We start from the raw sequence: 17,590 nt of genomic DNA, 5'->3' as shown, positions 1-17,590 counted from the left end.
TGGCCGCTATCTGGCGGGTTGGACTGCGGTGACTTGCGAGACGCTGGCCGGGCTCTGGATATCGAGGAAGCGAGCGACACGGGATCTGTCGTCCAGGGTGTCTTGATAACCCAGGGCGATGAGCTGTTGGCAGTAGCCGGGGACGAACATCAGAAAACTGGCCAGGCTGCTGGTCTCATCACCCTTGACCCCCAACACCCGCAGCAGGCGGCGCATCTCGGTTGGCAGCTGGGGCAGAAAAGGGAGCGCCAGCACGTCGAGATCCTGGCTTGGTTTGAGCACGCAGGCTTCCACCTCCTTGAGTTTTAACCTTGCTCTGTCCCGCTCTGGAATGAGCGACAGGGTGAGGTTGATGCGGCCCAGGCGCTCCAGATCCGAATTGAGGGTGTCGGTGAACACGGTGTCGAGCAGGTGGCTGGCGATGTGGGAGCTGGTCAGCCGCTCCCGGTATTGAGTCGGGTTATGTTGGGGAGGCGGCGCCAGGGCAATGGCCAGGATCCGCTCTGCCCCCAGATGGATAGCCGGGCTCAGGGGACTGAGCTGGTGAATGGAGCCATCGCCATAGAATTTGTCGCCGATACGGGTGGCGGGGAACACGAAGGGCAGGGCACTGGAGGCGATCAGGTGATCTGAGGTGATCAGGGTACGGATGCCGCGCCTGCGTTCCCGCTCCCAGGGGTGATGCTGAGAACGTCCCTGAAAGAAGGTGGTGCTAAGGCCGCTCTCATAATCCGATGCCGTGATGGCCAGGGCCTCCAGACTGCCGTAGAGGATATTGTCATCGATGCGGTGGTAGTCGATGAGCTGCTCGAGCAGCTTGCGCAGCGGACTATTGTCGAACAGGTTGAAGGCGCGATTCGGGTCCGGATGGATCAGGCCCGCCGACCCCTCGTAGAGCAGACGCCAGAGCAGGCGCCCCGGGTGAAAATCGAAGATGTGGCGCGTCTCGAAACGGCGCCAGACCCACTCCAGTTTACGCACTCCCAGGTGAAAGCATGAGGCATGGCAGGCGAGGGCCGTGGCGTTGAGGGCACCGGCCGAGGTGCCGCATAAAATGGGGAAAGGGATCCCCTGATTGCGGGGGTAGAGTTCGGCGATAGCTTTGAGGGCGCCAACTTGATAGGCGGCGCGAGCACCACCACCGGTTAACAGCAGGGCTGTGTTAGGTTTGGCCATAGCGGATGCCTTTGGAACTATTCAAGGTTGTTCTGTGGCGCTCAAAGCAAGAGCCGCCGGTCGGGTTCCATCCTGTGACATGGGTTCTGCCAGCGCCCGGCCAAGGGTAGAGAAGATGTCATAGCTGCGTCATTTCCGTCAGGGACGCTGGGCAGTAACTTGACTACAAGTCTATAACATTATTAATAAAAATAGTTAAGCCCATGTGTAAAGTCAGGGTAAATCCAGTCCAGGTTCAGCCTTGCTGTGGGTTAATGTAACGCGAGTTGTGAAATCAATTGAGGCCCCATCAATGCAAGCAGCGCACATCAGCGTCTCCATCGTCATACCGGCACAGAACGAGCGGGACAACCTGGAACCCCTGATCGGCGAGATCCGCCAGGCCATGGATGGACAGTTCGAGTACGAACTCATCTATGTGGATGACGGCAGCACCGATGACAGCGTTGCCATTCTGACCCGGATAAAGCAGGATTTTCCAAGGCTCAGAGTGCTGCGCCATGAGCAGGGGGTGGGCCAAAGTTTTGCCGTCCTGAGCGGGGTGCGCCATGGCCGTGGCGACTGGCTGGTGATACTGGATGGGGATGGTCAGAACGATCCGGCCGACATCCCCGGCCTGCTGCATGAATTGATGGGGCGCAATGAGGCGGATCCGGCGCTGGTGGGCCTGATTGGCCACAGGGTCAACCGACGGGATGACTGGGTCAAGCGACTCTCCTCCAGAGTGGCAAACAGCTTTCGTGATCTTTTGCTGCGCGATGGCATCCCCGATACCGGCTGTGGCCTCAAGGCGCTCAAGCGGGAATGCTACCTGGCGCTGCCCTGCTTCAACCACATGCATCGCTACATTCCGGCGCTGATCCAGGCCTATGGCGGCAAGATGGCCTCTTACCCGGTCAACCACAGGCCACGTCAGGCCGGAACGTCCAAATACGGGGTCTGGAACCGGCTCTGGGTCGGGCTTGTGGATGTGATCGGGGTCTGCTGGTTGCTGCGCAGGGCCAAGGTAGTCCAAGTCAGGGAGCAGCTGGATTGATGATGCTGGAGACCCAAATTGACTGGCTGATATGGACCGGGCTGCATGTCACCGGCTGGAAGCTCATCGGTTATGCGGGGGCCTTGATGTTTGGCGGGCGCTGGCTGGCGCAGTTCATCGCGTCCAGGCGGGCAGGCAAGCCGGTGATCCCGCGGCTGTTCTGGTACATGAGCATACTCGGCAGCCTGATGACGCTCAGTTATTTCATTTTCTCCCCCAAGCAAGACTCGGTCGGTGTGTTGCAGAATCTGTTTCCCGCCTTCACCGCGCTCTACAGCCTCTATCTGGATGTGAAACATCGTGGCTGGCGCCGGGACAGGGGGGATCGGTGATGACAAGGGATTGCCATGATAAGTGATCGATTTTTACTGGAGGCATCACCGCGCCAGACCCTGGGTTGGCTGATGCTGCTGGCCCTGGTCATACTGGCTGCGGGGATCGGACTGCGCGACCCCTGGCCCGCCGACGAGCCCCGTTTCGCCCTGGTGGCCAAGGAGATGGTCGAGAGCGGCCGCTGGCTGTTTCCCATGCGTGGCGGCGAGATTTATCCCGACAAGCCGCCCCTGTTCATGTGGGGTATTGCCCTCGGTTATCTGCTGACAGGCTCACTCAAGGTGGCTTTCTTGCTGCCTTCCCTGCTGGCGGGACTCGGTACCCTGGTGCTGACCTGGGATCTCGGTCGTCGGCTGTGGAATGCCCAGGTGGGTTTCCTGGCGGGGGTGCTGCTGCTCTTTACCGTCCAGTTCACCCTGCAGGCCAAGACGGCGCAAATCGATGCCCTGGTGAGTTTCTTCATCACCCTGGGGCTCTATGGCTTCCTGCGCTTCCTGCTCGCGGGCGGCGGCTGGCGCTGGTACTACCTCGGCTGGTTTGCCGCGGGTCTTGGCATCATCACCAAGGGGGTTGGCATCTTGGCGGTACTGGTGTTGATCCCGGCTATCTGGACGCACAGGGCGCCATTGTGTCAAGCCAGTCGCGCCGCCTGGTGCAAGGGGCTGCTTGGCCCCCTGGTGATGCTGGGGGCGATTGGCCTCTGGCTGCTGCCCATGGTGCTGGCGGTGGCATCGAGCGGTGATGCCGTGCTGCAAGCCTATCGTGACAACATCCTGCTGCATCAGACGGTGACCCGCTATGCCAACGCCTGGCATCACGTCAAACCCCTCTGGTACTACTTCACCGCCGTCATCCCCCCCTTCTGGCTGCCGGTCTCCCTGCTGCTACCCTGGCTCGCGGTCTGCTGGGCTCGTGCCATTCGAAATGATGGTGACAGGCGGGTGATACTGCTGCTCGGCTATCTGCTCTTGATGCTGCTGTTCTTCTCCCTGTCACCGGGCAAGCGCGGCGTCTACATCACGCCGGGCACCCCGGTGCTGGCGCTGCTGGCGGCGCCCTGGCTGGGCCAGCTGCTTGACCGGGTCTGGCCGGTGCGGCTGTTCAAGGGGTTGGGCTGGCTACTCGCTCTGGTGGGGATCGGCGCTGCTCTGGCACTGATGTTCAATGCCAGGCTGGCCGCCAAGGCGGCCGAGCTTGGGGATCATCCCTGGTTGCCGCTGCTGATCCTGGGTCTCGGTCTGCTGGTGATCAATGGCATATTGCACCGGGCCCCGCTGCTAGGGATCCTCGGCTCATTGGCCTTCGGCTGGCTGCTCTATTCCACCCAGATAGCGATGCGGCTCAACGAGGTGCGCACCCCGGAGGAGATCATGGTCAAGGCGGCGCAAGAGGTGCCCCAGGGAGATCAGCTGCTGCTGGTGGGCTTCAAGGAGCAGCATCTGCTGTTCGCCCGTCAGCCGCTTTGGCACTACTCCTACCATGAGGAGAACCGGGTGCAGGGCTGGGAGGCTGCCGCTTGGGTGGCGGCCATGCCCGGGCGCTGGGTGCTGGGCTCGCGCAACATCATCAGTGTCTGTTTCGACCCCCTGCAGACCATGAGTCTGGGCTATCGCCACCGCACCGACTGGTTGCTGGCCCGTGCCGATGCCCTGCGCCCCGCATGCCGGGGCCTGACTCCGACCATCGAGCCCTTCTTCTACGCCCCCACGCTGGTCTATTGAGTTCAGGCAGGTTGACCAAGAAGGGAGGGGGGCCATGGCTCCCCTCTCTTCTTGGCGGGTCGCGAGGTCAGGCCGGCGATTGGCTGAGTTCGACGAAGGCGGCAAACAGGGGCGGGCTGGTCAGTATGCGGCCATGACCCAGGCCTTGGGTGGAGATGAGCCGGGTGCGGCCATGCTGGCTGGCACGCAGGGAGTCTTGATGGGGGGCGAACCTGTCCCCCTCGTCGTGGACGATGAGGGCCGGGCCGCTGCGCCTGGTCAGGGCAGCCAGGGGGTCCACCTCGCTCAAGGGGTGTTGATACTCCTGCTCTATCTCTTTGACCACGGCATCGAACAGCCGCATCGAATAACCGGATCGTGCCACCATGGCGTAGAGCTGGGGCACATAGTCGATGACGGGAGCGACCAGCAGCAGGGGGCAGGTCTGCAGGCGAGGGTGGCGGCTGGAGAGGGCCACGGCGCCTCCCATACTGTGGGCCATCACACCGGCGATGGGGCCAAGCCGCTCGATCAACTCGTCCAGGGCGCGCACGAAGCGGGGCAGATGACCGGTTTTCCCCTCGCTATGGCCGTGGGCTGGGTGATCGTAGGCGATGGCGGTGAACCCCCGGGCCGCAATGTGTTCCATCAGCGGGTAGAGCTGGCTGGCGCTGCCGGACCAGCCATGCATCAACAGCCAGACCGGCCCCTGACCGAGGCGATAGCTCATCAGCTGACCCTCGCTGGTGTGCACGGCCTGGCGCACCAGACCTGCGGGGAGATCGGTGTCGCGCTGGGCGCGGCTCGGGGTCAGCAGCAGCTTGCTGGCGGTGCGTTTGGCGTGGGCGGGGGCCAGGCCATGATGCAAGCGGGTGCCGAGACCCAGCAGCCACTTGCCCGGGCTGAAACGGCGGGTATTGAAGTAGATCTTGCTGCTCATGGGCGGTCACTCCTGTGGTGCGCCGGTGTGAGGCGGCTGGGTGTGTTATTTTGAGTACGGTCGTGCTTTTTAATCGGTTTTAAAAAACAGCGGCTGAAAACAGCCAATCCACCAGGGCGATCAGCTTGGGCGCCAACTGATGAACAGCGCCTCTACCTCGGGCCAGAAATGGTGCCCGTGATCGTCGCTCAGGGCCAGGGCATCGAACACCTGATCGCCCAGATAGAGGCCGTAGAGCCGGTAGACGGCGCGCCAGGGATCCATCTCGGCTCGCCATTCGCCCAGGGCCTGGCCTGCGGCAACCTGACGGGCGAGATAGTCGAGCCAGAAGCGCACCAGCTGGCGAGCGGCTTGCTGCACCTCTCCCTCCTGGGCCGAGGTCCAGGCATCGAGAAACATGCAGCGTCCGGCGAAATTCTGATTCCAGGCGAGCCAGGCTTCCAGCAGCGCCCGTAATTTAGCCTGCTGATCCGGATATGCCCGCTGGCGCACCGGCTGGATCACTCTGTCCCGAAACACCAGGCCTGCGTATTCGAGCACGGCTATCTGCAGGTTATCTCTGGACTGGAAGTGGGCGAACAGGCCGCTCTTGGACATCTCGCACCGGCTGGCGAGGGAGCCGATGGTGAGACTCTCCAACCCCTGCTGGCTTGCCTGTTCGAAACCCTGCTGCAAGATAGTCTCACGGGTCAGTCGGCCTTTGCTCATCCATCACCTCAGTGTCGATCCCGTGGCAGCATATAGGACGATCGTACTTTTTGCGAGCCACAGTTGCACGAAGGAGGGGTGGGGAGTGCGGTAACGGGGGCAGGTGCGTTTAGTTGTCCTTGATATCCAGCTGCTGCAGGGCAATCACTGCCTGGGTGCGATTCTTGACGTCGAGCTTGCGGAAGGCGGTAGTGATATGGGCCCTGAGGGTCAGTTATCCTTGATATCCAGCTGCTGCAAGGCAATCACTGCCTGGGTGCGATTTTTGACGTCGAGCTTGCGGAAGATGGCGGTGATATGTGCCTTGATGGTGGCTTCCGAGACATTGAGCTCCCAGGCAATCTGCTTGTTGAGGCTGCCATCGCGCAGCATCACCAACACCTTGTACTGTTGGGGGGTCAAACTGGCCAGCTTGCTGGTCAGGCTCGACTCATATTCGCACTCTGGCCTGAGCGAGATACCCTCTGGCAGCCAGGTATCACCGGCGATGACCGCATTGAGTGCCGTCACCAGCTGCTTCATGGAGGAGGATTTGGGGATGAACCCCAGGGCGCCGAGCCGCAGCACCTGCTGCACGACAGAGGCCTCTTCCGAGGCTGATACGACAACAATCGGCAGATCCGGGTATTGGCCGCGAAGATGCACCAGCCCCTCGAAGCCATTGGCGCCAGGCATTTTAAGGTCGAGCAGCAGCAGGTCGACTTCGGGGTGATCCTTAAGCAGATGGGCCAGGCTGTCGATGGAGTCAGCCTCCAGCAATTGCGCATCGCTGACGGCCATGTGCACGGCTTGATAGAGTGCGCCCCGAAACAGGGGGTGGTCATCCGCGATGACGATGGTAAATTGGCTGTCCATGGCTCGATGTTAACTATTTGTTTTGGAACATCAAACTAGCATCGCCCCCCATGGTGGTCAAACACGCAGACCGACAAATGTGACGGTCAGCCAGGATGAATTGCTATGTCTATCAATAGGCAATAACAAGTAGCCAGCAACTCGCCGCCTGTGATGGGGTGGCCCGGGACCCTGGCGATGCAGGAGAGCAAGATGGATGAGATGGTATTGACGGTCGGCACTGGCTCGACCTGGGCGATGCGGGCGGCCCTGGTACTCGGTCTGACCGGGGGCAAGTGGCGCGAGCAGGCGTTCGAGCTCAAGGATGCCGCGGCCCTGCACAGGCTCAAACAGCAGGCCCCGGCAGGCTTGGTGCCCTGGTTGGTGCATGATGACGTGCGGGTGCACGACTCCCTGGCCATCGCCGAATATTTGCATGAGCAGTATCCGAGTCGGGGACTCTATCCGGCGGGCCGAGCCGAGCGTGCCCTGGCGCGCAGCCTGTGCGCCGAGCTGCACGCCGGTTTTGGCCAGATCCGCAGCCGTTTACCCTATTTTCTGGGGGCCCCCCGCAAGCAGGAGCCCCCCCTGGAGACCTTGCCCGAGCTGGCCAGGTTGCAGGTGATCTGGGCCCAGGCCGGCGCCGGCTTCTACTTTGGCGCTCCCGGTATACTGGACGCGTTCTACGCCGTCATGGCTCAGCGTCTGTTCAACTACGGTATCGCCTTGCCGGGGGCGGCGGGGGCTTATCAGCAGCATTTGCTGGCCTGGCCCCTGTGGCAGGAGACCCTTGAGCGGGCTGGCAAGGAGTGGCCCGCGCTGGCCGCCAGGCCGCAGGGTTAACATCGGGTGGTGGCGTCAGGCACCGGCCAGGCATGTGCAGTCTGGCGATGGTATGAACGAGGGGAGCCCAGGCTCCCCTCGTTCAGTTTTGCCACCGACCTCTCCCCTTGGCCGCTCGAGTCAGTGATGCCCAGTGTCGATGCGTGCCGGCGCTTAGGGTTGCTCACGCCCGGCGAACACCACCACCACCTTGTCGTCCCCTTTTTCTCGCACGAAGCTGTAGGGGGCATCGGAGAGCTGACGGTGGCTGCCGGCGGCGATGGCCGGGTGGCTGGCGCGGAACTGGCCGAGTCGCTGCCAATGTTTGACCAGCTCGGCCTTGTCACCGCTGGCCAGCTCCTGCCAGTTCATGTCGGATCGCACCCCCTGATCGAAGACGCCGCCATCCTTGGCCAGTCCCCGGCCCGACTCGTCACCGTAGTAGATCTGGACCGCGCCGGGCAGTAGCAGGAAGCTGCTGGCCACCCGCCGTTGCAGCGCCACATCCTGATAGTCCCCGAAGAACAGCTTGGTGTCGTGGGAGCTGATGTAGCTCAGCACGTTGAACTCGGGATCCTGGTTGAGGCGGCTGGCATAGCTGGCGTAAGTCGGCTCGGCGCTGGCCAGGCACTGGGCCTGGGGCAGGGCAGCCTCGCGCTGGTAATCGAAATTGATCAGCGCATCGAAGCCGTTCTGGTACCAGAAGTCCTTGGTGACCCCCTGATCCCACACCTCGCCCACCATGTAGAAGGGCAGATCATCGAGCTTCTTGGTCGGGTTGTTCGCCTTCCACTCCTTGAGGGCCGCACTGCCCGCCTGCTTGAGTTTCAGCCACACCTCGGGTTCCAGGTGCTTGACGGTGTCGGCCCGAAAACCATCGATACCAAAGCGGCGCACCCAGTCGGTGTGCCAGGCGATGAGGTAATCACTTACCGTGGCATTGGGGAGCGCCTTGGCCCGGGTATCCTGCTTGGCGGCGAGCAGAGGAGGCAGGCCCACCGGCTGGTCGGACTCGGTCAGGAAGTCCGGCAGCCCCGCCACCGAACCGGTGACGTCATCGGTGCCGGGCTGGGGATAGCCTGGCAGACCCGCCCGCACCCAGTCTGGCCCCCACCACTTGTTCCACGCTGGTGACTGATAGTCGATGAATGGGTTGTAGTCGTGCCAGCTCTGCGCGCTACTGGGGCGCCACTCATTCCAGCGGGCCGGCAACTTGTCGCTGTTTCGGGTCAGCGCCGTCAGTCCCAGATCCTGCAAGTCGGCGAGGGTGGCGTAACCGGCATGGTTCATCACCACATCCAGGATGATGCGCATGCCCCGCTGATGGGCCTGGTCCACTAGCGTCTTGAGGCTCTCTTCATCGCCGTAGTTGGGGTCGATTTTAGTGAAGTCGAGCGCCCAATAACCGTGATAGCCATAGAAGGGGAACTTGCCCAGCTCGCCGCCACCGATGAAGCCGTGCACCTGCTCCACCATGGGGGTTATCCAGATGGCATTGATGCCGAGGGCCTTGATGTAGTCGAGCTTGGCGGTCAGTCCCTTAAAATCGCCCCCGTGCCAGGTGGCGACCTCGTCCTGGCCATCCTTCTGGCGGCCGAAGCTGTGATCGTTGCCGGGATCGCCGTTGGCAAAGCGATCGGTCAGCAGGAAATAGACGCTCGCCTGATCCCAGCTGAAGGGCTCGGGTCTTGGCGCCACCACGGGTTCGAGCAGCAGCAGGCCGCCGCTCTCCTTGGTCGGGGTCAGGGTCAGCTTGCCCTGTGTGACCACGGCCTCCTGCCTGGAGTAGGCATCCCGCAGCCGGGTGCCGTCGGGCCAGACGCCCTTCAGCGACACCGTCACCGGGCCGCCATCCCAGGCAAGGCAGGCTTGCTCGGGGGGCTGGCGTTTGAAGGTGCTCTTTTTGGTGGCCCGCAGCACCTTCAGGCTGGGGGTCTGCGGGTCGAAGCTGAACTCGTACTCCCCTGCCAGCATCACCTTGAGGGTGAAGCTGCTCTCTGGCGCACAGTTGTCCATGGGCAGATCCGTGCCAAAGGGCAGCGGCATGTTTTCGCGCGGGCCAAAGCTGGTGCCGCAACTGTTGCCTGCATCGCTGATACGAATGCGGTAACTGCCCTTGGCCAGGGGGTGGGTCAGCTGCTGCATCCCCCCGGTCAGGCTGAGATTGACGGGCAGCGCCTCGTTATCCACATAGAGGTGCAAGTCGGGGGCTGCCCAGGCGGGCAGGGCCAGCAGGGCGAGCAACAGAGGGGAGAGACGCATGAGCCATTCCTTTGCCAAGCAGCGGGATGGCCCATTCTAAGGGGCACCAGAGGGCGAGTGGGAAACGGCATCCGGGATCTGTGAACTCGGTTCAAATGGCAACGCTTTCAAGGGCAAGGCGGTTGGTTTGCACAGCAAGCTAAGCAAAATGCCGACCCTGAGGTCGGCATTTTATGGTCGTGATGGGGGATCAGACGGTAAAGAACTTGAAGTTGACGAAGGCCACCGCGATGAAGGAGGCCACCATGCCGGACAGGCAGAGCACTGCCGGTCGGATGGCGGGCCAGCGGTGAGTCAGCAAGATGATGGCCAAGAGGGTCGGATAGAGGCCAAACATGTAGCGCGGCATGGCGTTGAGCCCTGTCATCAGCGGTATGGTGCAGCAGATGAACATCAGGGTCGCCTCGGCCCAGCGCTTCTTGTAGAACAGATAGCCGTTCAGGGCCCAGCCGAACATCACCATGATGGAGAGGTAGGCCTTGCGACCGCCGAGTTCGAAGCCGCTCATCCACCAGTCCAGCGGACTGTCCATGTGGCGACCCCATGCAACCTGTATGTGTTTGAATGCCAGGGCATCACCCATCAGGTGGTAGAGGTAGACCATGTAAGCGAACAGGCCGAAGGGGATGAGCCAGAGGGTGAGCACCACCTTGAGGGTCCGCTCGCTGAAACGCAGGAACTCGCGGATGCCATAGGCCTGCAGCGCCAGGATCAGCACGGGGAACACCATCATGACCCCCAGGTTGCGGGTGCTGGAGATGAGGATCCCCAAGACGGCCACCATCATCCACTGTTCCCGGTAAGCGAACAGGAACATGCCCAGCATGAGCGCCATGAACATGGGCTCGGTATAGCCGGACACGAAATAGGCCGAGAAGGGGGAGAAGGCGAGCAGCCAGACTCCGAAGCGTGCCGTTTCATCTCCCAACTTGAGCTGACGCAGCACCAGCAGCATCAGCGGCAGGCTGGCGAAGAAGGCGAGGTTGGCGACCAGCATCAGTCCAAACAGGCTCTCGACCTCGAGCAGGCTGGAGATGCCGCCGGCCAGCATGGGGTAGAGGGGCATGAAGGCCCAGTTGGCCGCATTGCCCTTGCTGAGCCAGCGTGGATAGAGATCGTAGCCGTTTTCAATGATGCGCTGGAACCAGACGCAGTCGAATTGGCAGTAAGCCTGGAAGGGGCCAATGGGGCTGCCGTACAGCTGGACCCCGAAGTAACCCATGCCATACAAGGCGATGCGACTCAGGGCAAAGGCTGCAAAGATCAGCAGCCAGTCATTGCCGCTGATACGCAGGGAGGGACGATAGGGCGCCACGGCGCCCGGCACATTGAGATTGGTCACATCATTCATCAAGCGAATACCCAGATACGGGAGAGGACATAGGTCAGTATGGTGACCGTCAAGGTGGCGATGACCACCGGCAGCAGGCCGGAGAGCCCGGCAAACAGCAGGCCGCTCAGGATCAGGTTACGCACCGCTAACGAGAAGAGTGCAACCAGCAAGAACTTGCCAACGGCCCCCTGCTTCTGGAAGGTGATATACCTGTGGCCGAAGAAGGAGAACCAGAAAGCCACCGAGAACGCGAGTGTGGTGACCAGGTGCTCGTTGATGCCGGGCCAGCTGTGGAACAGGGCAAAGGCGCTGCCCAGATCCACCAGGGTGGCGCCACCACCGACGAAGCCGAAGCGCACCAACCGCCAGAATTCATCGCGGGAGATCATGCAGGATCTTGCTCCTGGCCATCTCTTGCTGCGTCAGCTTGCTCAGGCTTGCTCGCCTTGGCGCGGCTCTTGGCCTTGGGGGCAGAGGGTTTGCTCGCCTCATCGGCGGCATATTGGCCGTAAACCCCTTCAATCAGGTAAATAGGACGCTGCTTCACTTCCACGAACATGCGACCAATGTACTCGCCTATGATGCCAAGGGAGAGCAACTGGATGCCGCCGAGGAAGAGCACCACCGACATCAGCGAGGCGTAACCGGGGACATCTACGCCGAAGAAGAGCACCTGGGTCACTATCTTGAGGATGTAGAGGAAGGCAACGAAGGAAACGCCGACCCCGACATAGCTCCATACCCGCAGCGGCCAGCTGGAGAAACTCATCACCCCATCGAGGGCGAAGTTCCACAGCTTCCAGTAATTGAACTTGGTCTCGCCGGCATGGCGGGCGGGACGCTCATAAGGCACGCCGACGGCACGGAAACCGGCCCAGGCGAACAGACCCTTCATGAAGCGGGTACGCTCTGGCAGCTGCTTGATGGCCTCGACGACCCGGCGATCGATCAGGCGGAAGTCACCGGCGTTTTCCGGCAGCTTGGTACCGCTGGAGAGGGCATTGAAGAAGCGGTAGAAGCCGCCGGCGGTGATGCGCTTCATCGGGGTATCGGCGCTGCGGTCGACCCGAATGCCATAGACGGTGTCATAGTCACCGGTTTGCCACAGCTTGACGAATTCCAGGATGAGGGCGGGGGGATCTTGCAAGTCCACATCCATGGGGACCATGGCATCGCCACGGGCGTGGTGCAGGCCTGCGGTCATGGCGGCTTCTTTGCCGAAGTTGCGCGCCAGATTGACCAGGGTCACCCGCGGGTCACGGGCGATGGCCTGCTCGACGACGTCACGGGTACGATCGCGACTGCCGTCGTTGACGAAGACGATCTCCAGGTGCTCCTTGATGGAGTGCAGTTCTGAGTCTATCGCGGCAATAAAGGCATCAATGCTCTCTTCCTCGTTATAAACGGGCACGACCAGAGAGAGTCGGAAATTGGCTTGCGACATGGGGCTGTCCTTATAGGAAAGGGGGCATGAAAAGAGGAGGCGGTTATTCGGTGCTCAGTTGCACTGATTCGACGTTGAGCGGGGTCGCCGTCGAGAGAGCCAGGAAGTTGAGCTGTTTGGGATCCTGGCTCAGGGCCTCACCGGGCAGCTGGAAGTTGATTTCGTTCAGACCCGCCTTGGCCAGCTTGATGGTGGTGACGAAGTCATGACCCATGGCGACCTTGAGCAGGGCTCCGGCCTCTGGGCTGTTGATGCGCGCTCGCACAGTGAGGTCATTCTGGTCGGCTGACGACTCACCCTGCTTGGGCAGCAAGAAATAGAGACCCCCCTGACCATTTAGCTGGGTGCCTTGCTCGCTCGGCTTCTTGGACCAGCCTTCGCTGGAGAGGAAGCGGCTCGGTTTGGTCAGATTGAGCTCGTTGCCTACCCGGTACGTCATGCTGGAGTTGTGCTCCCAGAAGCGGGTCTTGCCTTCCAGATAATAGAGGCGATAGGCCAGGCTCACATTGGGGTGGGCAGCCAGGTAGAGGGTATAGAGATAGAAGCCGCTCAAGGCGAGGATGGCTGCGATAAAACCGAACTTTTTGTATGTCATATTACTCTCTACGCCCAAGGGGGAGGCTAACTCGCGCATATGCTAATCCAATTGCAAAAAAAGCATAGTGGATCACAAAAAAATATTTGGTCATATATTAACCCCTGTCATCCGTCATCACCACCCCCGCCCGGTCCCGATGCCGTGACGTCATTTTGCACACTCCCTCGCCAAGACACAGGGCGCGGCAATGGATGGCCCGCTCAGGTCAAGACGAGGGATAATTCAGTGCGTCATCAATTGACACCAAATTTCGGCTCATATGGTCGCCTTGGCCTGGTTATCCCCTTATGATGGCGCGACTCTGCGTGCAAGGATTGCCCATGACCCGTTTGCTGCTCCCCTTGATTGCCTGTTTGCTCTCGCCAGCCCTGTGGGCGGCGAGCCCCTGTCCGCACCCGTTGCGGGTCGGCTACGATGAGTGGCCGCCTTATCACAGTCGTGATGATAGTGGTCAGATGCGGGGCTTTACCATCGAAGTGCTGGAAGCCGTGATGGCACAGATCCCCTGCCAGCTGACCTATGTCGAGCGACCATGGAAGCGGGTGCTGCAAGGGGTGGAGCTTGGGGAAATAGACATCGCCATGGAAGCCTTCATCAATGAAGAGCGTGCCGCCTATGGGCTCTTCTCCGATGCCTATAACCCCGGGGAAACCGGGCTCTGGCTAGTGAAGGGGGGCGGGGTCACGGGGCAGGGTAACAGCCTTGCCAGCTGGCTGGGACAGGGCCAGCGATTGGGGGTGACCCGGGGCTATTTTTATGGGGATGAGCTGATAGCCCTGCTTGCCCGTCACCCACATCAGGTGAGTGCCGTGCCCAGAGAGAGCCAGAATTATCATAAGCTGCTGCTGGGGCGCATCGATGGCTTTCTCGGGGACAGGCTGGCGACCCATCAGGGGCTCATGGATGCCGGACTTGGGCAACAGGTGGTAATGGCAGAGCAGCCTGCCGCTCGCCTGCCCACCTTCTTCATGTTCAGCAAGCAGAGTGTCTCTCCCACGCTGGTGACGCGCGTCAACCTTGCCTTGGTACAGTTGCGCCAGTCCGGCCAGTATGCGCGGATTTGGCAACGCTACACACAGACACCCTAGTCAGCTTGTACTTATTGTCGCATCATGGGCCGGTGAGAGGGTCGCTGTGACTTGGATGGCAATGTTCGGATCTAATTGAGGTTCACATGGGAAAGAAGTATTGGCTGGCATTGGCAAACCTGATGTGGCTGGGCTGTTTGCCGCTGGGGCAGGCACAGGCCAGCGAGACCCCCGTGGTGGTGAGTACTGCGATCGGCACCCATGAATGGTACAGGGACAGTAGATCAGAGCAGGCAAGAAAAGAGCTGGAGCTGCAGTTGCAAGAGGCTGCGTTGGCCCAGTTGCACCCTGAATTCCAAGCTGTGTGGCGGCGGCTCAAGGCGATGCCCGAGCAGGGGCGGGGGCCGCTCTATGACGAGGCGTTCAGCAAGCTGGCCCGTTTCCAGCAACAGTGGCGCGCCATGGATCTGGTCTCTCGCGAGCAGCTGAAGACCCAGAAGCTGGATCTCTCCTTGTCGTCGGAGCCGGTGACAGAGAGCGGCGATCTGCTCGATCAGGTGCGGGATCTGCGCCCCCAGGTCGCCGAATATGAGGCGGTGCGTGCCAAGGTGCACAAGCTGCTGGCGCTGCCCATGGCCACCACCTGGCCCACCCTGGCCATGCCAACTCTGCGCAGCGGCGAACCATCCCCCGAGCTTGGTCAGATCCGCGCCATGCTCAATGAACTTGGCGATGTGGCCCCCGCCCATCAGGATGAAATCTATGACGCCGAGACTGAAGAGGCCATCAAGCTGTTCCAGCGTCGTCATGGTCTGACTGCCGACGGCATCATAGGCCGCCGCACCTTGGCCTGGCTCAATACCGGGCCTGTGGTACGCGCCAGTTTGCTGCTGCGTAATCTCTGGCGCCGGGATCTGGTGGATCATCTGGTCGGCAGCCGTTATGTGCTGGTCAATATTCCCGACTATCGCCTGAGCGTGGTGCAGGGGGGCGGTGAGGTCTTTACCAGTCGGGTCATCGTCGGCAAGGAGGAGCGGGAGACCCCGATCCTCGCCAGCGAGATCCGCTCCGTGGTGCTCAATCCGGCTTGGCATGTGCCCAGATCCATCCTGAGCAAGGACATACTGCCCAAACTGAGTCGCGATCCGGGCTATTTGGCCCGCGAGCAGTTCGAGGTGACCGACAGTGCCGGCAATCCGCAGCACCTCACCGAGGAGCAGTGGCATCAGGCCCTGGCCGAGGGGTTCCCTTATCGACTGCGGCAAAAGCCGGGGGATCACAATGCCCTGGGCCGTTACAAATTCTATCTGCCCAACAACGATGCCATCTATCTGCATTCAACCCCGAGCAAGGGGCTGTTTGAACAGGGGGCGCGGGCCTTCAGCTCTGGTTGTATCCGGGTCGAACATGCAGACGATCTGGCCGAATTGCTGCTCGCCGATTCCCGCTATCAACCCGACAAGGTGGCCAGTCTGCTCAAAGAAGACAAGACCAAGTGGCTGCCGCTCAGCACGCCAACGCCGGTATTCACCGTCTACTGGAGCAGTTGGCTCGATGAGCAGGGTCGTCAGCAACTGCGCAGCGACATCTATGGATTTGATCGGGTCAGCTATCAGAGTCGTGCCCTGTGATCCCGAGCACAGTCTGATAAGCCCGGCTTCGGCCGGGCTTTTTGTTGGCGGATTAGGGTTTGACAGAAAAGGAAGGCGGCGGTTAAGTTCGAGCGGTTGCCTTGTTTTTATTCACATTCAGACGGAGCCGACATGCTCGACAAAGAGATAAGCCGACGCCGCCTGCTACTGGGGGCTGGTTGTGTGATGGGAGCCAGTTTGCTCTCTTTTCCCGCCCAGGCGAGCCGCAGCACCAACAGTCGCGACTTGAGTGTTTTCAACCTCAACACCGGCGAGCGGGTCAAGGCCAGTTACTGGGAGAAGGGGCGCTATCTGCCGGACGGCCTGGCCGAACTCAATCATCTGCTGCGTGACTACAGGCGCGATGAGGTGTTCAACATAGACCGCAAACTGTTTGATCAGCTCTATTTGCTGCAACAGCGCCTCGGCCATCATGGCGAAATCCAGCTTATCTCGGGTTACCGCTCCCCGGCCACCAATAATGCCAAACACAGACGCAGCAAGGGCGTGGCGAAACACAGCTACCATGTACTCGGCCAGGCGGTCGATGTGCGCCTGCAGGGGGTGCAGCTTGCCCATTTGCGCAAAGCGGCGCTGCAGCTCAAGGTGGGTGGCGTGGGTTATTACCCCAGCGACAATTTTGTTCACCTGGATACGGGGCCGGTGCGCAGTTGGTAGACCCATTCGGTCTCATTGGCTGACAGGGGCAAGGGGGAGCTGCTAGGCTTGGTGCCTCATACAGAGGAGAAAAAGATGAAGCAGATCCTGATAGGTGCCATGGTGGCCCTGGTATTGACAGGTTGCGGCAAGATAAACCGTGATAACTACGACAAGCTCAAGATGGGGATCAGCTACAGCGAGGCGAGTGCGATCCTCGGCAAGGCGGACAGTTGCGATGATGCCCTGGGCACGACCAGCTGCATCTGGGGTGACAAGCAACAGAACATCAAGATCCGTTTCATTGCCGACAAGGCGACCTTCTTCAGTTCCGAAGGGATCAAATAGCTTCCCTCAACAAAAAAGCGCCAAACGGCGCTTTTTTGTTGCCCGCTTTTCAGCAGATCAGCCAGGCATGTACCGCTTAGTGGGAAGCATATTGGTAGTTGAAGGTGGGCAGTCCCCACTTGAAGCGTATTGCGAGCAGCCGCAGCACGAAGCCAATACCAATGGCGCCGAATGCCGCCCAATCACTGGGCAGCCCCTGATCGAGCGCCAGGCAATAGAGCCCGGCTGTGATGAGGGAGACACCGGCGTAGAGCTCGCGGCGAAACACCAGCGGGATACGCTGGCACAGCAGATCGCGCAGCACACCGCCAAATACCCCGGTCACCACGGCCATGATGCAGGCAATGCCGGCGCCATGGCCCATCTCCAGGGCGCGGGATGCGCCGAAGATGGAGAAGACCACCAAGCCCAGGGCGTCGAGGGCCATGAACAGCTTGCCGAGGTAGCGCATCAGGGGCGCGCAGATGACAGTGACCAGGGCGGCGCCAGCGACCAGCACCACGTAGAGGGGATGCTCGACCCAGAGCAGGGGATAGTGTCCCAGCAGCACGTCTCTGATGGTACCGCCGCCGATGGCCGTCGCCGACGCGATGATAACGACGCCAAACAAGTCCATTCGCCGCCGGCCCGCCGCCAGCGCGCCCGTCATCCCTTCGGCGACCAGGCCGAGCAAGAAGAGTGCATGTAACATGAGAAATACCCGGGTTCGAGAAAGGCCCGCATCCTAACAAGCCTGCATT

The 17,590-nt window shown here is 61.1% G+C and carries 18 protein-coding genes; 8 read left to right on the top strand and 10 right to left on the bottom strand.

Annotated elements, in window-relative coordinates:
* Positions 1-6 precede the first annotated feature (6 nt).
* Positions 7-1,176, bottom strand: coding sequence for a patatin-like phospholipase family protein (locus KYK33_RS14710; protein WP_042040739.1), 1,170 nt, complete (start codon positions 1,174-1,176; stop codon positions 7-9).
* A gap of 292 nt (positions 1,177-1,468) precedes the next feature.
* Here KYK33_RS14710 and KYK33_RS14705 point away from each other — a divergent pair, with 292 nt between their 5' ends.
* The 3 genes from KYK33_RS14705 to KYK33_RS14695 are packed head-to-tail and all read left to right on the top strand — an operon-like array spanning position 1,469 to position 4,266.
* Complete coding sequence (locus KYK33_RS14705; protein WP_224431019.1) at positions 1,469-2,212, top strand: glycosyltransferase family 2 protein; 744 nt, start codon at positions 1,469-1,471, stop codon at positions 2,210-2,212.
* Between the two features lie 2 nt (positions 2,213-2,214).
* Positions 2,215-2,544 carry a lipid-A-disaccharide synthase N-terminal domain-containing protein gene (locus KYK33_RS14700; RefSeq protein ID WP_042040737.1) on the top strand — a complete coding sequence of 110 codons (330 nt, stop codon included), beginning with the start codon at positions 2,215-2,217 and terminating at the stop codon, positions 2,542-2,544.
* A gap of 15 nt (positions 2,545-2,559) precedes the next feature.
* On the top strand, positions 2,560-4,266 hold the full coding sequence (locus KYK33_RS14695; protein ID WP_224431018.1) for an ArnT family glycosyltransferase: 1,707 nt from the start codon (positions 2,560-2,562) through the stop codon (positions 4,264-4,266).
* A 67-nt stretch (positions 4,267-4,333) separates the two neighbouring features.
* On the opposite strand, the gene KYK33_RS14690 is transcribed toward KYK33_RS14695, so the two are convergent.
* The 3 genes from KYK33_RS14690 to KYK33_RS14675 form a co-directional block, all read right to left on the bottom strand.
* Entirely contained in the window at positions 4,334-5,185 is an 852-nt protein-coding gene (locus tag KYK33_RS14690) for an alpha/beta fold hydrolase (RefSeq protein ID WP_224431017.1), read from the bottom strand.
* 120 nt (positions 5,186-5,305) lie between these two features.
* Entirely contained in the window at positions 5,306-5,893 is a 588-nt protein-coding gene (locus KYK33_RS14685; RefSeq protein ID WP_224431016.1) for a TetR/AcrR family transcriptional regulator, read from the bottom strand.
* A gap of 210 nt (positions 5,894-6,103) precedes the next feature.
* A complete protein-coding gene (locus KYK33_RS14675; protein WP_224431015.1) occupies positions 6,104-6,748 on the bottom strand; it encodes a response regulator in 645 nt (214 codons plus the stop codon).
* A gap of 192 nt (positions 6,749-6,940) precedes the next feature.
* Between KYK33_RS14675 and KYK33_RS14670 the strand changes: the two genes are divergently transcribed.
* Entirely contained in the window at positions 6,941-7,570 is a 630-nt protein-coding gene (locus KYK33_RS14670) for a glutathione S-transferase N-terminal domain-containing protein (RefSeq protein ID WP_224431014.1), read from the top strand.
* Between the two features lie 153 nt (positions 7,571-7,723).
* Here the strand turns inward: KYK33_RS14670 and KYK33_RS14665 are convergent, their stop codons facing one another.
* The 5 genes from KYK33_RS14665 to KYK33_RS14645 all read right to left on the bottom strand — a co-directional run bounded on the left by KYK33_RS14665 (position 7,724) and on the right by KYK33_RS14645 (position 13,183).
* Complete coding sequence (locus KYK33_RS14665; RefSeq protein ID WP_224431013.1) at positions 7,724-9,811, bottom strand: alpha-amylase; 2,088 nt, start codon at positions 9,809-9,811, stop codon at positions 7,724-7,726.
* Positions 9,812-10,001: 190 nt separating this feature from the next.
* On the bottom strand, positions 10,002-11,162 hold the full coding sequence (locus tag KYK33_RS14660; protein ID WP_224431012.1) for a hypothetical protein: 1,161 nt from the start codon (positions 11,160-11,162) through the stop codon (positions 10,002-10,004).
* Complete coding sequence (locus KYK33_RS14655; RefSeq protein ID WP_042040729.1) at positions 11,162-11,533, bottom strand: GtrA family protein; 372 nt, start codon at positions 11,531-11,533, stop codon at positions 11,162-11,164. The genes KYK33_RS14660 and KYK33_RS14655 overlap by 1 nt, the downstream gene beginning before the upstream one ends.
* Positions 11,530-12,588, bottom strand: coding sequence for a glycosyltransferase family 2 protein (locus tag KYK33_RS14650; RefSeq protein WP_042040728.1), 1,059 nt, complete (start codon positions 12,586-12,588; stop codon positions 11,530-11,532). Before KYK33_RS14650 ends, KYK33_RS14655 begins: the two co-directional genes overlap by 4 nt.
* Positions 12,589-12,631: 43 nt before the next feature.
* Complete coding sequence (locus KYK33_RS14645; protein ID WP_224431011.1) at positions 12,632-13,183, bottom strand: hypothetical protein; 552 nt, start codon at positions 13,181-13,183, stop codon at positions 12,632-12,634.
* 323 nt (positions 13,184-13,506) lie between these two features.
* Between KYK33_RS14645 and KYK33_RS14640 the strand changes: the two genes are divergently transcribed.
* From KYK33_RS14640 to KYK33_RS14625, 4 genes are all read left to right on the top strand, one after another.
* Positions 13,507-14,274: a substrate-binding periplasmic protein gene (locus KYK33_RS14640; RefSeq protein WP_224431010.1), complete on the top strand. Its 768-nt coding sequence runs from the start codon at positions 13,507-13,509 to the stop codon at positions 14,272-14,274.
* A gap of 86 nt (positions 14,275-14,360) precedes the next feature.
* On the top strand, positions 14,361-15,845 hold the full coding sequence (locus tag KYK33_RS14635) for a L,D-transpeptidase family protein (RefSeq protein ID WP_224431009.1): 1,485 nt from the start codon (positions 14,361-14,363) through the stop codon (positions 15,843-15,845).
* A 132-nt stretch (positions 15,846-15,977) separates the two neighbouring features.
* Positions 15,978-16,523 carry a YcbK family protein gene (locus KYK33_RS14630; RefSeq protein ID WP_042040724.1) on the top strand — a complete coding sequence of 182 codons (546 nt, stop codon included), beginning with the start codon at positions 15,978-15,980 and terminating at the stop codon, positions 16,521-16,523.
* Between the two features lie 75 nt (positions 16,524-16,598).
* On the top strand, positions 16,599-16,850 hold the full coding sequence (locus KYK33_RS14625; RefSeq protein WP_042040723.1) for a lipoprotein: 252 nt from the start codon (positions 16,599-16,601) through the stop codon (positions 16,848-16,850).
* 76 nt (positions 16,851-16,926) lie between these two features.
* Here the strand turns inward: KYK33_RS14625 and KYK33_RS14620 are convergent, their stop codons facing one another.
* Positions 16,927-17,541, bottom strand: coding sequence for a trimeric intracellular cation channel family protein (locus KYK33_RS14620; protein ID WP_042040722.1), 615 nt, complete (start codon positions 17,539-17,541; stop codon positions 16,927-16,929).
* Positions 17,542-17,590: the final 49 nt, after the last annotated feature.

The sequence above is a fragment of the Aeromonas rivuli genome, from assembly GCF_020149575.1.
Taxonomy (GTDB): Bacteria; Pseudomonadota; Gammaproteobacteria; order Enterobacterales; family Aeromonadaceae; genus Aeromonas; species Aeromonas rivuli.
The sequence above is the reverse complement of the archived record's forward strand: the minus strand, read 5'-3'. Positions and strand labels throughout refer to the sequence as shown.

Coding starts and splice junctions, on each gene's coding strand:
- KYK33_RS14695 (WP_224431018.1), top strand. CDS start 2,560: ATGATAAGTGATCGATTTTTACTGGAGGCATCACCGCGCCAGACCCTG.
- KYK33_RS14655 (WP_042040729.1), bottom strand. CDS start 11,533: ATGATCTCCCGCGATGAATTCTGGCGGTTGGTGCGCTTCGGCTTCGTC.
- KYK33_RS14635 (WP_224431009.1), top strand. CDS start 14,361: ATGGGAAAGAAGTATTGGCTGGCATTGGCAAACCTGATGTGGCTGGGC.
- KYK33_RS14660 (WP_224431012.1), bottom strand. CDS start 11,162: ATGAATGATGTGACCAATCTCAATGTGCCGGGCGCCGTGGCGCCCTAT.
- KYK33_RS14640 (WP_224431010.1), top strand. CDS start 13,507: ATGACCCGTTTGCTGCTCCCCTTGATTGCCTGTTTGCTCTCGCCAGCC.
- KYK33_RS14665 (WP_224431013.1), bottom strand. CDS start 9,811: ATGCGTCTCTCCCCTCTGTTGCTCGCCCTGCTGGCCCTGCCCGCCTGG.
- KYK33_RS14705 (WP_224431019.1), top strand. CDS start 1,469: ATGCAAGCAGCGCACATCAGCGTCTCCATCGTCATACCGGCACAGAAC.
- KYK33_RS14650 (WP_042040728.1), bottom strand. CDS start 12,588: ATGTCGCAAGCCAATTTCCGACTCTCTCTGGTCGTGCCCGTTTATAAC.
- KYK33_RS14620 (WP_042040722.1), bottom strand. CDS start 17,541: ATGTTACATGCACTCTTCTTGCTCGGCCTGGTCGCCGAAGGGATGACG.
- KYK33_RS14645 (WP_224431011.1), bottom strand. CDS start 13,183: ATGACATACAAAAAGTTCGGTTTTATCGCAGCCATCCTCGCCTTGAGC.
- KYK33_RS14625 (WP_042040723.1), top strand. CDS start 16,599: ATGAAGCAGATCCTGATAGGTGCCATGGTGGCCCTGGTATTGACAGGT.
- KYK33_RS14700 (WP_042040737.1), top strand. CDS start 2,215: ATGCTGGAGACCCAAATTGACTGGCTGATATGGACCGGGCTGCATGTC.
- KYK33_RS14685 (WP_224431016.1), bottom strand. CDS start 5,893: ATGAGCAAAGGCCGACTGACCCGTGAGACTATCTTGCAGCAGGGTTTC.
- KYK33_RS14710 (WP_042040739.1), bottom strand. CDS start 1,176: ATGGCCAAACCTAACACAGCCCTGCTGTTAACCGGTGGTGGTGCTCGC.
- KYK33_RS14675 (WP_224431015.1), bottom strand. CDS start 6,748: ATGGACAGCCAATTTACCATCGTCATCGCGGATGACCACCCCCTGTTT.
- KYK33_RS14670 (WP_224431014.1), top strand. CDS start 6,941: ATGGATGAGATGGTATTGACGGTCGGCACTGGCTCGACCTGGGCGATG.
- KYK33_RS14690 (WP_224431017.1), bottom strand. CDS start 5,185: ATGAGCAGCAAGATCTACTTCAATACCCGCCGTTTCAGCCCGGGCAAG.
- KYK33_RS14630 (WP_042040724.1), top strand. CDS start 15,978: ATGCTCGACAAAGAGATAAGCCGACGCCGCCTGCTACTGGGGGCTGGT.